The sequence below is a fragment of the Vibrio sp. 1S139 genome (assembly GCF_041439475.1).
Taxonomy (GTDB): domain Bacteria; phylum Pseudomonadota; class Gammaproteobacteria; order Enterobacterales; family Vibrionaceae; genus Vibrio; species Vibrio crassostreae_C.
The window spans coordinates 61,092-75,151 of the sequence record NZ_JBGOOD010000005.1 but is presented as its reverse complement, the minus strand read 5'-3'; the positions used below and the strand labels follow the sequence as shown (position 1 = coordinate 75,151).

Annotated in this window: 16 protein-coding genes; 4 read left to right on the top strand and 12 right to left on the bottom strand. The window is 45.5% G+C overall.

Features of this window, described 5'->3' with window-relative positions; all coding sequences use genetic code 11:
* Positions 1-31: 31 nt before the first annotated feature.
* Both ACED46_RS03255 and tpiA read right to left on the bottom strand, forming a co-directional pair.
* Positions 32-385: an endonuclease domain-containing protein gene (locus ACED46_RS03255; RefSeq protein WP_017061159.1), complete on the bottom strand. Its 354-nt coding sequence runs from the start codon at positions 383-385 to the stop codon at positions 32-34.
* Positions 386-527: 142 nt separating this feature from the next.
* Positions 528-1,298, bottom strand: coding sequence for a triose-phosphate isomerase (gene tpiA / locus ACED46_RS03250; protein ID WP_017061158.1), 771 nt, complete (start codon positions 1,296-1,298; stop codon positions 528-530).
* Positions 1,299-1,547: 249 nt separating this feature from the next.
* Here tpiA and ACED46_RS03245 point away from each other — a divergent pair, with 249 nt between their 5' ends.
* Positions 1,548-1,895, top strand: coding sequence for a 5-carboxymethyl-2-hydroxymuconate Delta-isomerase (locus tag ACED46_RS03245; protein WP_050632402.1), 348 nt, complete (start codon positions 1,548-1,550; stop codon positions 1,893-1,895).
* A 45-nt stretch (positions 1,896-1,940) separates the two neighbouring features.
* The gene (locus ACED46_RS03240; RefSeq protein WP_017063673.1) at positions 1,941-2,369 is read left to right on the top strand and encodes a DUF805 domain-containing protein; all 429 of its coding nucleotides are present in this window, start codon (positions 1,941-1,943) and stop codon (positions 2,367-2,369) included.
* Between the two features lie 61 nt (positions 2,370-2,430).
* Here ACED46_RS03240 and ACED46_RS03235 read toward each other — a convergent pair whose 3' ends face one another.
* From ACED46_RS03235 to glpX, 3 genes are all read right to left on the bottom strand, one after another.
* Positions 2,431-2,778 (bottom strand): DUF3135 domain-containing protein, encoded by a 348-nt coding sequence (locus tag ACED46_RS03235; RefSeq protein WP_017061155.1) that lies wholly within the window; start codon positions 2,776-2,778, stop codon positions 2,431-2,433.
* Between the two features lie 122 nt (positions 2,779-2,900).
* Positions 2,901-3,521, bottom strand: a complete 621-nt coding sequence (locus ACED46_RS03230; protein ID WP_017063674.1) for a metalloregulator ArsR/SmtB family transcription factor — start codon at positions 3,519-3,521, stop codon at positions 2,901-2,903.
* A gap of 198 nt (positions 3,522-3,719) precedes the next feature.
* On the bottom strand, positions 3,720-4,727 hold the full coding sequence (glpX, locus tag ACED46_RS03225) for a class II fructose-bisphosphatase (RefSeq protein WP_017061153.1): 1,008 nt from the start codon (positions 4,725-4,727) through the stop codon (positions 3,720-3,722).
* Positions 4,728-5,051: 324 nt separating this feature from the next.
* Between glpX and zapB the strand changes: the two genes are divergently transcribed.
* Positions 5,052-5,294 carry a cell division protein ZapB gene (gene zapB, locus ACED46_RS03220; protein ID WP_008219652.1) on the top strand — a complete coding sequence of 81 codons (243 nt, stop codon included), beginning with the start codon at positions 5,052-5,054 and terminating at the stop codon, positions 5,292-5,294.
* 97 nt (positions 5,295-5,391) lie between these two features.
* Here zapB and rraA read toward each other — a convergent pair whose 3' ends face one another.
* The 4 genes from rraA to hslV form a co-directional block, all read right to left on the bottom strand.
* A complete protein-coding gene (rraA, locus tag ACED46_RS03215) occupies positions 5,392-5,910 on the bottom strand; it encodes a ribonuclease E activity regulator RraA (protein ID WP_102333889.1) in 519 nt (172 codons plus the stop codon).
* 73 nt (positions 5,911-5,983) lie between these two features.
* Complete coding sequence (locus ACED46_RS03210) at positions 5,984-6,901, bottom strand: 1,4-dihydroxy-2-naphthoate polyprenyltransferase (protein ID WP_017061151.1); 918 nt, start codon at positions 6,899-6,901, stop codon at positions 5,984-5,986.
* A 155-nt stretch (positions 6,902-7,056) separates the two neighbouring features.
* Positions 7,057-8,397, bottom strand: coding sequence for an HslU--HslV peptidase ATPase subunit (hslU, locus tag ACED46_RS03205; RefSeq protein ID WP_017061150.1), 1,341 nt, complete (start codon positions 8,395-8,397; stop codon positions 7,057-7,059).
* A 58-nt stretch (positions 8,398-8,455) separates the two neighbouring features.
* Positions 8,456-9,004 carry an ATP-dependent protease subunit HslV gene (gene hslV / locus ACED46_RS03200; protein WP_004729692.1) on the bottom strand — a complete coding sequence of 183 codons (549 nt, stop codon included), beginning with the start codon at positions 9,002-9,004 and terminating at the stop codon, positions 8,456-8,458.
* Positions 9,005-9,302: 298 nt separating this feature from the next.
* Here hslV and ACED46_RS03195 point away from each other — a divergent pair, with 298 nt between their 5' ends.
* Positions 9,303-9,563, top strand: coding sequence for a hypothetical protein (locus ACED46_RS03195; protein WP_017061149.1), 261 nt, complete (start codon positions 9,303-9,305; stop codon positions 9,561-9,563).
* 108 nt (positions 9,564-9,671) lie between these two features.
* On the opposite strand, the gene ACED46_RS03190 is transcribed toward ACED46_RS03195, so the two are convergent.
* The 3 genes from ACED46_RS03190 to priA form a co-directional block, all read right to left on the bottom strand.
* Positions 9,672-10,211 (bottom strand): SPOR domain-containing protein, encoded by a 540-nt coding sequence (locus ACED46_RS03190; protein WP_371720883.1) that lies wholly within the window; start codon positions 10,209-10,211, stop codon positions 9,672-9,674.
* Positions 10,212-10,333: 122 nt separating this feature from the next.
* The gene (gene cytR / locus ACED46_RS03185) at positions 10,334-11,338 is read right to left on the bottom strand and encodes a DNA-binding transcriptional regulator CytR (RefSeq protein WP_017061147.1); all 1,005 of its coding nucleotides are present in this window, start codon (positions 11,336-11,338) and stop codon (positions 10,334-10,336) included.
* 240 nt (positions 11,339-11,578) lie between these two features.
* A complete protein-coding gene (priA, locus tag ACED46_RS03180; protein ID WP_371720882.1) occupies positions 11,579-13,780 on the bottom strand; it encodes a primosomal protein N' in 2,202 nt (733 codons plus the stop codon).
* Between the last annotated feature and the right edge of the window lie 280 nt (positions 13,781-14,060).

Here is a 14,060-nt window from a genome sequence, read left to right as displayed (position 1 = left end):
GGGAGTTAGAGGGGGATGTGTACACAGAAGTTTATTTGGGGATTGAATTCATGATTTTCACCAAAACTTCTTCAAGATTCTGATTAACTTCATTATTGGTAAAGCGAAGCACCTTGATTCCAATCTTGTTTAAGTCTCGTGTACGCTGATGATCGTAAGCCTGTGCTTGTTCTGAAAAGTGGCTATTACCATCTATCTCAATGGCCAGTTTTAGTTCACAGCTGAAGAAATCCACGACGTACTTTCCGATGCTATGTTGTCTGCGAAACTTAATACCAAGCTGCTTGTTCCGTATATAAAACCATAGCTTGCGTTCTGGTTGAGGCATGTTGTTTCGGAGCTGTTTTCGAAATGTGTTTAGATGAGCTTGTGTATAAATCTTCATAACGCAGTCTAATAAACCGGAATGTTATTAAGTTACAAAGAGCTCAGTGCAAAAAAGAGGTTGGGAGTGGCGGTTTTCGAGCGAGATCAAAAAAGGCCAACCTAAGTTGACCTTTCATTTAATTTAAACGGTGAAGTTTAAATTAAGCTTTTGCTTCAGCTGCTGCTTTAGCGATAGCTGCGAAGCTTTTCGCGTCTAGAGCTGCGCCGCCAACTAGAGCACCGTCGATGTCTGGTTGTGCGAAGTAAGCTGCTGCGTTTTCTGGCTTAACAGAACCGCCGTATTGGATAACAACTTTCTTAGCAACTTCTTCAGATTTCTCTGCGATGTGTGCACGGATTTGAGCGTGGATGCGTTGTGCATCTTCAGCTGTAGCTGCTTTACCAGTACCGATAGCCCAGATTGGTTCGTAAGCGATGATAGCGCCTTCAAGAGCTTCAACACCTTGAGTGTTGATAACAGCGTCAAGTTGACGAGCACATACTGCAACAGTTTCGCCTGCTTCGTTTTGTGCTTCAGATTCACCGATACAAAGAACTGGAGTTAGGCCGTTCTCTTTTAGGAATGCGAATTTCTTAGCTACGAACTCATCTGATTCGTTGTGGTATTCACGACGCTCAGAGTGACCGATGATGATGTGAGATGCGCCGAACTCTTTAAGCATTGCTGGAGACATGTCGCCAGTGAATGCACCGCTGTTGTTTAGGTCAGAGTTTTGAGCACCTAGGATGATCGCGCTGCCCGCTTCAGTAAGCGTACGCTCTGCTAGATCAACGAAAAGTGCTGGTGGAGCAACTGCTACGTCTACGCCTGTTACGCCTTCAAGTTCAGCGTTAAGACCGTTTAGTAGATCAACAACCATTTCTTTGCTGCCGTTTAGTTTCCAGTTACCCATAACTACAGGATGACGCATAGGAATATCTCCAAAGTATTTAAATAAATCGAATGTAAAAAAGTAAACTTTATTACGAAATAATATAACAGATTAATATCAACAGATCATGACTGTGGTCATGACTTTCTTGGATCTTACTCAATGGTCAGAGTAGATTTTGAGCATATATCAGTGATCCGGCAGACAGAATAATAGCTAACTTCTCGGATTTTTCATCGTTAGTTGTTATTAAGGGACAAACGATTGCGTTAACAACAGGAAGTAACAATGCCGAATCTAGTTCTAGAGTACTCCAATTCAGTGGATGAGCGAGTAAATATCCAAGGCTTACTGGAAGATCTCCACCAAGTCGCTCTCACATGTGGCTTGTTTGATGTGCCATCAGTGAAATCTCGTTCACTGCGTTGCCATAATTGGTTGGTCGGTGATGAGGAAGATAGTGTAGACTTTATTCATATCAGCTTTGAGTTACTTTCGGGACGAACGGAAGAGCAAAAGCGAGAATTGTCACGATCGTTAATGCAGGTCCTGCAAGAACAAGCGAGTCATGTAAGAAGCTTAACGGTGAATATTCGTGATATGGATAAAAGTTGCTTTCAAAAAGTAATAAACTAACCATTGCTGCTGACTTTTAGCGGCGTATAAATTTGAGTATTTAAGATGTCGATGAAAGAATTACTGCTCTCTTTCAAGGGGAGAATTGGTCGTAAGACTTACTGGATTTGGAATGTTTTCTACTACATAGCGATTACCGGTTTTGCTTCAGGTATCTCTGTGTTGTTCCCTGCTTACTCTTATATCCTGCTACCAATCATCCTATTGATGCTTGTGATCCCAGACCTTGCGGTAACCGCTAAGCGCTGGCACGACCGCAATAAGTCTAATTACTGGCTACTATTGAATGTGCCATTAGTATTGGGTCGTTTAGCTTCGCCAATGGTTGCAACGACGACAGAGCCGGTATCGCCAATTCATATGGCGGCAACCGTCGCGGCATTAGTGTGTGGTTTCTGGATTCTGATTGAGTGTGGTTTGTTGAAAGGTACAGAAGGCCGTAATGACTACGGCGAAGACCCATGTAAATATTGAACAGCGAACCAATAAGAAGGGGGCATTACGCTCCCTTTTTCTTTTTAGTGCTTTGCTAATTTCAGTACATTTTAGGTTCGGTATTCGGCTTAAAAGGCACGACATTTTCAGGCAGAGATTCTTCAAAGCCGCAGCGCCCTTCGAGTGCATCTTGGAACTTACAGACCTGACAGCGCAGCTCTTGCATGAGTACGACATTGGCGTGGTGTGGGTTTTTACAACGGCTAACCACTAAGTCGATGTGACTTTGCTGCGCACGAAGTCGGTCTTGCATCACGTCTGAAGCCGAACAAATCATCTGTTCGCACATCTCGTGTTTGAATTGATTGAATGCTTTCGGGTCGCTTTTCGCGAGTTGGACAAGTTCATCAAAGGGTGGCAGTTTTTGAGCGGGTTGTGGATGCGCCATCATTCCTTCCTTAGCATTAAGCGTGTTTCATATGCTCTAAGCTTAAGAAAGAAATCTGTACAAATTTTAATCTATTTGTATTTTCTCAATATTGAGACGGTATTAGCCGATTACCTTTGCAATCAAAGGGCGGGTGTTAAGGTGTAAGTGCAGCGTCGTTCGCCAGCAATGATGTGCTCTGTACGGCTCACGTGACACTCATCTTTTAGTAACTCAGTAAACACGTTGAGCTCAGATTGGCACAGGCTAGGGCAGCGAGTTGCAGCCTTACAGATAGGGCAGTGGTTCTCAATTAAGATGTAGTGATCATCATGCTCTTGAAGCTCAGCCATGTAGCCTTCGTCTTCACGAAGCTGGGTGAGTTTTTTAAGCTTGCTGATGAGTGAATCACAGCCAGACAGCGCAGTTTGATACTGCTTAAGAGTGTGTTGTTCACGCTCGGCAGCAACCTTAGCCAGCCCTTCTTTACCAAATAGATTCTCGACAGCATCAATCACTTGAATGGTGAGTTCACCATGTCGGTCTGAAAATTGGTTATGACCTTGTTGAGTCAGGGACCAGTGGCGAGTCGGGCGACCCACTTTCACTTTCACATCATGAAACGCAAGAATACCGTCATCTTCCAGGCTTTGCAGATGTTGCCTTGCCCCCATTGTCGTCATGCCAAATTCTTCTGACAGTTGTTTCGCGGTTACCGCGCCTTGACGCTTAATGGTCTGTAAGATTCTGTCGCTTGTTTTCATACTATCCCTACCTAATGAACCTTACTATTATGAGGCAAGGTGTTTATAAAGCAAACCATTTACTATATTGATGATAATTTACTCTATAGATAGCGTTTTACTCTATTGGCTGCCATGGTCAGATTCTGGTGCGCTAATAAAACAAAAGGCTGATACTAGGTATCAGCCTTGGAATATTCTGTTTCACCGAATTTAGGCTTACAGGATATGACCTACTACTTCTGGATCTTTACGCTCTAGGTAGTGGATAGATTTGATGCGGCGAATTGTACGGCAGCGGCCACGGATAAGCAGGGTTTCTGTGGTTGCGATATTACCTTGACGAGAAATACCTTCTAGCAAGTCACCCTTAGTGATGCCTGTTGCTGAGAATACAACGTTGTCGCTGCGTGCCATGTCTTCCATCTTCAATACGATACCCGCCGTTACGCCCATTTCTGCGCAGCGCTCAAGTTCAAGTTCACCGTGCTTGCGGTTCTCTTCTGTGTCGCCTTTCACTTCGTGGCGAGGTAGAAGACGACCGTGCATGTCGCCGTCGAGTGCGCGAATTACCGCCGCCGAGACCACACCTTCAGGTGCGCCGCCGATGCAGTACATGACGTCTACTTCACTGTCTGGCATACAGGTTAAGATAGAAGCCGCAACATCACCGTCTGGCACAGCAAATACACGAACGCCCATTGCTTGCATGTCGGCGATGACTTGATCATGACGAGGCTTAGCAAGCGTGGTTACGACTAGAGTATCAAGTGTTTTACCTAGTGCTTTAGCGATGTTTTCTAGGTTTTCTGTTAGTGGCAGTTCTAGGTCAATCACGCCTTTAGCGCCAGGGCCAACAACCAACTTTTCCATGTACATATCAGGCGCTTTAAGGAAGCTGCCTTTTTCGCCCGCAGCCAATACAGCCAATGCATTTGATTGGCCCATTGCTGTCATGCGTGTCCCTTCAATTGGGTCAACTGCGATGTCGACAGCGTCGCCGCCCACACCTACGTTTTCGCCGATGTATAGCATAGGTGCATCATCGATTTCACCTTCGCCGATAACAATCTCACCGCTAATTTCGGTTTTGTTTAATAGGCTACGCATTACTTCTACAGCAGCGCCATCTGCAGCGTTTTTATCGCCACGGCCAAGCCACTTGTAACCAGCTAGTGCTGCACCTTCTGTGACACGAGAGAATGACATTGCTAAATCGCGTTTCATGCGGACTCCAAAATTTTCAAAGGGGGAATAGAAATTTCGCGGCGAATTTTACCATATCCAAAAGGAAACGTTTGCCTTTTTGTTTTTTGGAGATTGCTCTCGATCAATTCGCAGTGGAAAACAGTTATTATTCATCAAAATAATCGGTTTGCCGTTGTGGCGGTAATCGTTCACGTCAATATTCGGTAAAAAGCGCTGTTTTTTTCATCGAATGGCGCAAAATATCGAATATATTGAGTGTTTATCCTTGCTCTGCTGAGTAGAATGGGGAAATAAGTGGAGTGAACCTTCACCATCAAACGGATAACTTAAAGGTAGGCCAGAATGTCTTTTGAAGTACTAGAGCAGCTAGAAGCAAAAATTCAAACAGCAGTAGATACAATTGCACTTCTTCAAATGGAAGTGGAAGAGCTTAAAGAAGAGAAACAAGCACTAGCAACAGAAGCTGGTGAGCTTAAAGCAAGCCGTCACGAGCTAGAGCAAAAAACTCAGCAAATGCAGGAAGAGCATTCAGCATGGCAAGATCGCATCCGTAACCTTCTTGGTAAAATGGATGAAGTAGAGTAATCGACTCTTCAGATTTAAAAAAACGCCCGCTACTCAGTAGCGGGCGTTTTTGTTTGTGTTCTTATGATTTGTTTTATTATTTGAAGCTGAGTGAGAGTTACTCGACGTCTTCTTCCTCGACATCCAAATTGAGTTCTACATCTAGAGGTTCGGCAGAAAGAATGATGCCAGTGTTGTCTGCGTAGAGGTAATCTTCAGGTAAGAAGGTCACGCTGCCAAAGTTCACTGGAACGTCTAATTCACCGACACCTTCTTGGCTCGCACCAACAGGGATAGAAGCCAAGGCTTGGATACCTAGGTTCATGTCTTCAAGCTCATCGACTTCACGAACGCACCCGTAAACCACAATCCCTTCCCACTCATTGTCTTCGGCAAGTAGGGCTATCTCAGCATCGATCAGCGCTTTACGTAGTGAGCCGCCCCCATCGATTAACAACACACGCCCCAGACCGTCTTGCTCTAGTACAGAGCGAATCAAAGCGTTGTCTTCAAAACACTTTAATGTCGTGATCTGTCCTGCGAAGGATGCACGTCCACCGAAGTTGCTGAACATTGGCTCCACGACATCAACTTGATCCAAATATATGTCGCACAGTGCTGAAGTGTTGTATTCCATTAGTATACCTTTTGAACAATGAGCTTACTTTGAGTATATCGGCGCTTGATCCCTTTGCAATGATTAGTCTCATTTAACTCAATAGAGTTTGAGCTACGACAACCCCTGCAAACAATAGGTTAGTGACCAGTGAGCATTTCACAATCACGGGCATCATTGGTGCAATTTGCGCTGGCTTTTCGGTTTCCCAAACGGCTTTGCCATGCTTGTAAACAATAATAATGCTCAGCAAAAACGGCAGGCTGATCCAGACCGGTTTTTCTTGAATAAGCAGGTAGATAGCGAAAGACGCAAGGGCGAGGCCAAGCAGAGCAAAATGATAGTGTTTGGCTTTGCGTTGTCCTAGGCGAACCGCCATGGTGCGCTTACCACATTCGCTGTCGTTTTCGATATCACGCATGTTGTTGATATTGAGTACCGCAACCGCCATCAAGCCACAGCCCAATGCCGGAAGGAATAGGCTTGGTTCAACATGGCCAGTGTGCAAGAAGTAAGTCCCTGAAACACCTAATAAACCGAAGAAGATAAATACCGATAAGTCGCCAAGGCCAATATAGCCATAAGGCTTATTACCGACGGTATAAGCGATGGCAGCAACAATGGCTAATATGCCTAACGCAATGAAAGATAAGATACTTTCAATCGAGGTTAAGGCATGAAAAATAAGAATCAGCCCAGCGACCATAGTAAACACGATGTTGAGGATGATCGCTTGCTTCATGGTTTTCGCTGTTACCGCGCCAGATTGCATGGCACGTGTTGGCCCCAGACGATTTTCGTTGTCTGTGCCTTTTACGGCGTCGCCATAGTCATTGGCTAGGTTCGATAAAATCTGTAATAGGGTGGCGGTTAAAAATGCCAGTAGGGCTATCGATAAAGAAAACTGACCACCGGCGAACGCTAAACTACTTCCTGTAAGAATAGAGACAAGTGCGAGAGGCAGAGTTTTTGGTCGTGCGGCATCAAGCCAGATCAGTAGAGATTGTTTCATCGTAGGTCTAATTCTTTGTAAGTCTTCGTTTCATACTGTGATTTGAGTATACGCCCATTTTTCGGGTAATAAAAAGCCCACTCGAAAGTGGGCCTTGAATTCGCTTATTAGCTGCTATTTCTTTGAGATAGAGCAATAAGTTAGAGTTTGGTGTGCTACAGGATGAAGCGGCTTAGGTCTTCGTCTTCAACGAATTCGCCAAGTTTCGATGTTACGTAAGCTTCATCAATCACTAGCTTGCTGCCAGCTTTGTCTGTTGCTTCGAATGAAATCTCATCCATTAGACGCTCCATCACTGTGTGTAGACGACGCGCACCGATGTTCTCAGTGGTTTCGTTTACGCGCCATGCTGCGTCCGCAATCTGGTTGATGCCATCTTCAGTGAACTCAATGTTGACATCTTCTGTTTTCATTAGGGCAATGTATTGCTCTGTTAGAGATGCTTTTGGCTCAGTTAGGATGCGTTTGAAGTCATGTGCTGATAGTGCTTCAAGTTCTACGCGGATTGGTAGACGACCTTGTAGCTCAGGGATCAGGTCAGATGGCTTAGCCACTTGGAATGCGCCTGATGTGATAAACAAGATGTGGTCAGTTTTAACCATACCGTGCTTGGTTGATACTGTGCTGCCTTCGATAAGAGGCAGTAGGTCACGCTGAACACCTTCGCGAGATACATCTGGGCCTGAACTGTCGCCACGCTTACAGATTTTGTCGATCTCATCGATGAATACGATGCCGTTGTTTTCAGCGTTGAAGATCGCGTTCTCTTTCAGCTCTTCTTGGTTCACAAGCTTCGCAGCTTCTTCTTCCGTCAGTGCTTTGAATGCGTCTTTGATTTTCATCTTACGCTTTTTCTTGGTGTCGCCCGCTAGGTTTTGGAACATGCCTTGCAGCTGGTTTGTCATCTCTTCCATGCCTGGAGGTGACATGATTTCAACGCCCATTTGCGGTGCGGCTACATCAACTTCAATCTCTTTGTCATCTAGCTTACCTTCACGCAGTTTCTTGCGGAAAATCTGACGAGTGTTTGAAGAGGTTGTGTCTTCAGTTGATTGCTCGTTCTGACCCCAAGCATCACGCGCTGGTGGTAGAAGGGCATCAAGAATGCGTTCTTCAGCTTGTTCTTCAGCGCGGTATTGTACTTTTTCCATCGCTTGTTGGTGCGTCATCTTGATCGCAACGTCCGTTAGATCACGGATGATGGTTTCAACTTCTTTACCAACGTAACCCACTTCGGTGAACTTAGTCGCTTCTACCTTGATGAAAGGCGCGTTTGCTAATTTCGCTAGGCGGCGAGCGATTTCAGTTTTACCTACACCCGTTGGGCCAATCATCAGGATGTTTTTTGGCGATACTTCAACACGTAGGCTTTCTTCAAGCTGCATACGGCGCCAGCGGTTACGAAGAGCGATAGCCACTGAGCGCTTAGCGTTGTCTTGGCCGATAATGTGGCGATTGAGTTCGTGAACAATTTCGCGAGGAGTCATCTCAGACATGGTTTTTCCTTAATTCTTTAATCACTGTTGAATACAACGTTATTGATGGAAGCGGTCGTTACTCTGGCTTTGGCAGCTCAACGGTGCTTTCTAGTTCTTCAATAGTGTGGTGATGGTTGGTGAAGACACAGATGTCGCCTGCAATGTTCAGCGACTTTTCTGCGATTTCACGCGCATCTAAATCAGTATTTTCTAATAGTGCAGTAGCGGCTGCTTGAGCGAAGTTTCCGCCCGAACCGATCGCAATCAGGTCGTTCTCAGGTTGAACTACGTCACCGTTACCTGTGATGATCAGTGAAGCGGTCTCATCCGCTACTGCTAACAGTGCTTCTAACTTACGTAGAGCACGGTCGCTACGCCAATCCTTCGCTAGCTCAACTGCCGCTTTGGTGAGATGGCCTTGGTGCATTTGCAGCTTGCTTTCAAATTTTTCGAATAGCGTGAAAGCATCAGCCGTACCGCCAGCAAAACCGGCCAGTACTTTGTTGTTGTATAGGCGACGTACTTTACGGGCGTTGCCCTTCATTACTGTATTGCCCAGAGATACTTGTCCATCACCCGCGATGACGACTTTATTATTACGACGTACAGATACAATGGTAGTCACGAGTCGACCTCTTTTGATTATTATTTATGGTTACTACTTATATGTGGCTCCACTATCATGAATTCAAGTGCCACATTTAATGGTATGTCATATCAAAAAAACTAAATGTTACCAGTTGTTTCAAACATCCATTACCTGTTGAGCCTATGTGTGGCAAGGGTTGGTGGGTTAATAGTTTGTGATAAATATAAAAAAAGATAAAACAAATTTCTAACGTGAAATGGTTAACACTTTTTGTTTGATTTATAAGGAATGATGTTCACTAATCAGTGGTATTCACTGCATAAGGAGTAGTGTGATGAATAGTGACAATATCAGTTTTTTTAATAGAGATATGGATCTGGATGAGCTGTCTATACTGCATCATCTGATGTATCAGGAGGCGGGCGAGTGTTCAACAGAACATCTAAAAAACTCGGTCAACGTTTTTCTTAAACGTCCATTTCCTAACGTTTTAGCGCACTTGGATTTTTTTGGTTACATCGAGATAAATAAGGAGCAGGTCTACCTGACTGACTTTGGGCTTGAGTACTACGAACAAGTACCTCAGTTTCGTTAAAACGCACTCTTTTGATTAACATACTGGTATTGCTTGTGCGATGAACTATTGAACGCTTTCAAACAGCAATAGGGGGAATCCTCTTCCCCCTATTATATATTGAGTTGATTAAGACCCGTCTTTCCAAATAGCGCAAGGTTCAATTTTCGCTCGTTGCAGCTTATGGCGATCGCGTTCTGCGTCACGCTTCAACTTGTATGGCCCTAAAACCACACGGTACCAGCTACTGCCATCTTTCTTGCGGATCTCACTTGAGATACCTTGGAAGGCAATATCCAACTTACGTGCTTCTGCCTGCGACGAGGTTTTGTAAGCGCCACACTGCATGATGTAAGGGATCTTAGAGATCTGTTGCTCTTTGGCTTTTACTTCAATCTCGCGGTTTGGCAGCGTTTCAACGTAGTCCCACTTCTCTTCAGGAGGCGGCGGAATCACTTTCGCTGGTTTTGGCTTAGGTTTTGGTTTGGTTGCCACAGGCGTTGGTGCAGGCGGCTCAGGATCATTACTCAATAGGTAAAGTCCGTAACCAAAACCACCGGCAAGGAGGATCGCCAAAAGACCACTGCGCCAAGGTTTACGGCGAGGGGCTTGTTTTTTGGTCGGTTTTTTCGTGCCACGACCGCGCTTTACATAATCTCTATTAGCCACAAGACAATTCAATAGTTGCTGATTCTGCCCTCATGGTAATCCAGATTGCGCGAGGATAATAGTGCAGAAATGGAAGCGGCACATCAAAATGTGCCGCATATTTATAAGGGTATTTCTAAGGGTTATATTCGAGGTGGCGCTGTACTGCCTCGAACCACTAATTTAGCTTCAAGCAGACGTGAACCTGCTTGCACATCGTTGCCTTTTAATAGATCAAGCATCATCAACATCGCTTGGCGTCCAATCTCATAACGAGGCTGAGAAATGGTGGTTAGCGGTGGATCGCAGTATTGAGCGAATTGGATGTCATCGAAGCCGACAATCGATAGGTCTTGAGGAACGCGCAAGCCCAGCTTCTTCGTTTCTTGAATCGCACCAATCGCCATCGCATCGTTGTGACAGAAGATAGCTGTAGGTTGTTCAGGAAGTGCCAGTAATTGACGAACCGCTTGAGCGCCCGCTTCAAAGGTGAAGTCACCGACCGTGCTATAGGCTGGATTCATTGAGACTCCGGCGCGACGCAGCGCTTGCTGGTAGCCTTGTTGGCGGAACTTACACAGTGTTGCCGATACTGGTCCTGAAATTTGAGCAATACGCTTATGACCTAACTGAGCTAGGTAGTTCACCGCTTCAAAGGCAGAGGTCAGGTTATCGATGTGTACCGTAGGCAGTTCAAGCTCAGGGGCAAACTCACACGCCATTACCATCGGCGGTAAATTCTTTTGTTCAGGTTTGCTGACATCAAACGGATGGTCAGTGCCAAGCAGCAACATGCCGTCGGCTTGTTTGGTGAAAACTAAGTTAACAAACGAAGACTCGCGCTTCTTTTGCTGGCCGCTATCACCCAGTAGAACAAGGTAATCATTTTCTACTGCGGCATCTTCGATACCACGAATGATCTCGGCGAAATAAGGGTCACAGATATCAGGAACAATAGTGATGATGGTTTTTGATTCGTTGCGACGTAAGTTTCTAGCTAATGTATTGGGTGAGTATCCAGCTTCAAGTACTGCTGTTTCCACTCGTTTGCGAGTCGAAACTGAGACTTTCTCAGGGTTCATCAATGCACGTGATACCGTGGCTGTTGAGACGCCTGCTAGCTGGGCAACATCCTTCATTGTCGCCATAAATTAAACCCTCTTTTAAGTTCCTTTGCCGCCTAAGCATCTAAGGCGTGAATAATAAATGTAATCGAATAGATATTATGAAAGTGTTGCTAACACTTTTTTTATTGCAATATTTTATTCGTTTAATCCGTGTAAAGTTACGGCTAGATTAACAAAAATCACATGACTAGTGTGAAGTTGCTCACGATAAATATGAAATATTTGTGAACAAACTTATCATTAGTTTTAACCCAAGTGGGTTTAACTCAAATCTTGCGGCTCAATATCGAGTGACCAGCGAACTTTTTTCGCAGCAGGTAACATATTGATGGCCGGCTTGGCACTCATCAATAGCTTCTGCATTAACGAGCGCGTCTGAGTTTGTAAGATTAACTGCCAGCGCGATTTGCCCGCTCGTTTTGCTAACGGAGCCGGGGTTGGCCCTAACACCATGCAATATTGGTCAAACAGAGGGTGCGATTCCAATGTGTGACGAACCTGACGCAAGAACTCTTCCACCAAGCGAGTGTCATTGGCTTCTGCTCTAAACAGCGTCATAAAGGTATAGGGCGGTAACATTGCTTGCTTACGCTCTGCCAGTGCCGTCTGAGCAAAGTGGTTATAGTCTTTGTGTAGCAAGGCTTGCAACAACCCATGTTCTGGGTGGTGAGTCTGTAAGATCACTTCACCGGGTTTGCTTGCTCGTCCTGCGCGTCCCGCTACTTGGATGAATAGCTGGGCAAGACGTTCAGACGCTCGGAAGTCACTGCTATATAAAGAGCCATCCACATCCAATAACGCCACAAGTGTCACGTCAGGGAAATGGTGACCCTTAGCAAGCATCTGCGTGCCGATAAGAATTTGGAATTCACCCTTACGAATCGACTCGAGCGCGCTTTCTAAACTGCCTTTACGGCGGGTGCTGTCGCGGTCAATACGAATGGTTTTGTATTCCGGGAATAGTTGACCAAGTTGAGCTTCTAACTGCTCGGTACCGACACCCACTGTCACCAAGTTCACAGACCCACAACCTTGGCAGTTGTGCACGATATGCTGCTGAGAACCACAGTGGTGGCAGCGCATCTCATTACTGTATTGGTGATAGGTGTAGTAAGCATCACAACGTTTACACTCGGCTGTCCAACCACAATCGTGACACATCAATGCCGGAGAAAACCCTCGGCGATTGAGGAACAGCATCACTTGGTTGCCTGCTTTGAGGTGTCTTTGCATCTCTGCAATTAACGACGCAGACAGGCCACTTTCTAGATATTCACCTTTAACATCCAACACCTTATTGGTGGTCGGCAGTGCGACACCCGCACGTGAAGTCAGGGTGAGATAACTGTATTTACCTATTTGAGCGTTGTGCAGTGTTTCAAATGCTGGAGTTGCAGAGCCTAACACAACCGGGATCTGCGCTTTGTGCGCACGCATGATCGCCACATCACGAGCGTGGTAGCGCAGGCTATCTTGCTGTTTATAAGACGCGTCGTGTTCTTCATCGACAATGATAATACCTAGGTCAGCAAATGGCGTGAACAGAGCTGAACGGGTACCAATCACGATGCCTGCTATTTTATCGCGCGCCGATAACCACGCATTCAGGCGTTCTGAATCGTTTAAACCTGAGTGGATAACCTCAACAGGCACATTAAAGCGTCGCTTAAAGCGGTTAATCGTTTGAGGAGTGAGACCAATCTCGGGCACGAGCACTAACGCTTGTTTACCTTGATCGAGAATCGGCTTAATCATATTCAGGTAAACCTCGGTCTTACCTGAGCCAGTAACGCCCTCTAACAGGAAACAACCAAAGTCGGTTTGGCTATTTACGGTCGCAATCGCGATGGCTTGTTCGGCATTGAGCTTAGGTTTGTCTTGGTCATTCTCAAGTTCAACTGGCCATGGCTGACGTTTTGGCTTTTTCTCTATTGATTCAATCCAGCCTTTCTCTTCTAGCGTTTTGAGTACGGCACTGCCAACTTCTTCATCAATGAACTCTTGATGAGGAACCGGACCGTGCTCAAGCATGTGCATCACTTTGGCTTGTTTGACCGCGCGACCAAAACCTTGCATCAGTTGGTCTTTGCCTGATGGTGTTAACTGCCACTCAACCAGCGTCGCGAAGTCGGCGGCTTTGCCTTTTCTTAGAGCGCTCGGAAGGGCGTTAGCAAAGGTTTCGCCAAGGGGGTACTGATAAAACTGACTGCACCACATTAACAGTGAATAGACAGATTCCGGCCAAACGGGTTGGTTGTCTAATAAGGCTTTAATGGGCTTGAGCTTATCTAGATCGAACTCGGATTCGTTAACCAGAGCCGTGACAATGCCGGTTAAGGTTTGTCGTCCAAAAGGCACAGAGACTCGTCCACCAATAATCGGAAATAGGTGGTTTGGAATCTTGTAATCGAACTGCTTGTCGAGTGGAACCGGCAGTGCCACACGGGCAATCATTGGACGCATAAAGGGACGGCTTTATCTGAGTTGACGAGAGCGAACAGTCTAAAGGATAAGGCGGTTAAATTCGAGAAGCAGTTTGGATGAAGGTGGCGAGTTAGCGTATACCGACAACGACAGCCCGAAATCTCAGGCCGATAAAGGAAATAAAGAGAGAATTGGTGAAAAATGTATCAAATCGGTTGATCCTGCTTTATAGATTCATTACTATACTGCGCCTTAAAGGTATGGCTTCATCACTCTTTTGTGTCGATGCGGTGTCTTTATTTCTTTTTTTAAACTACGT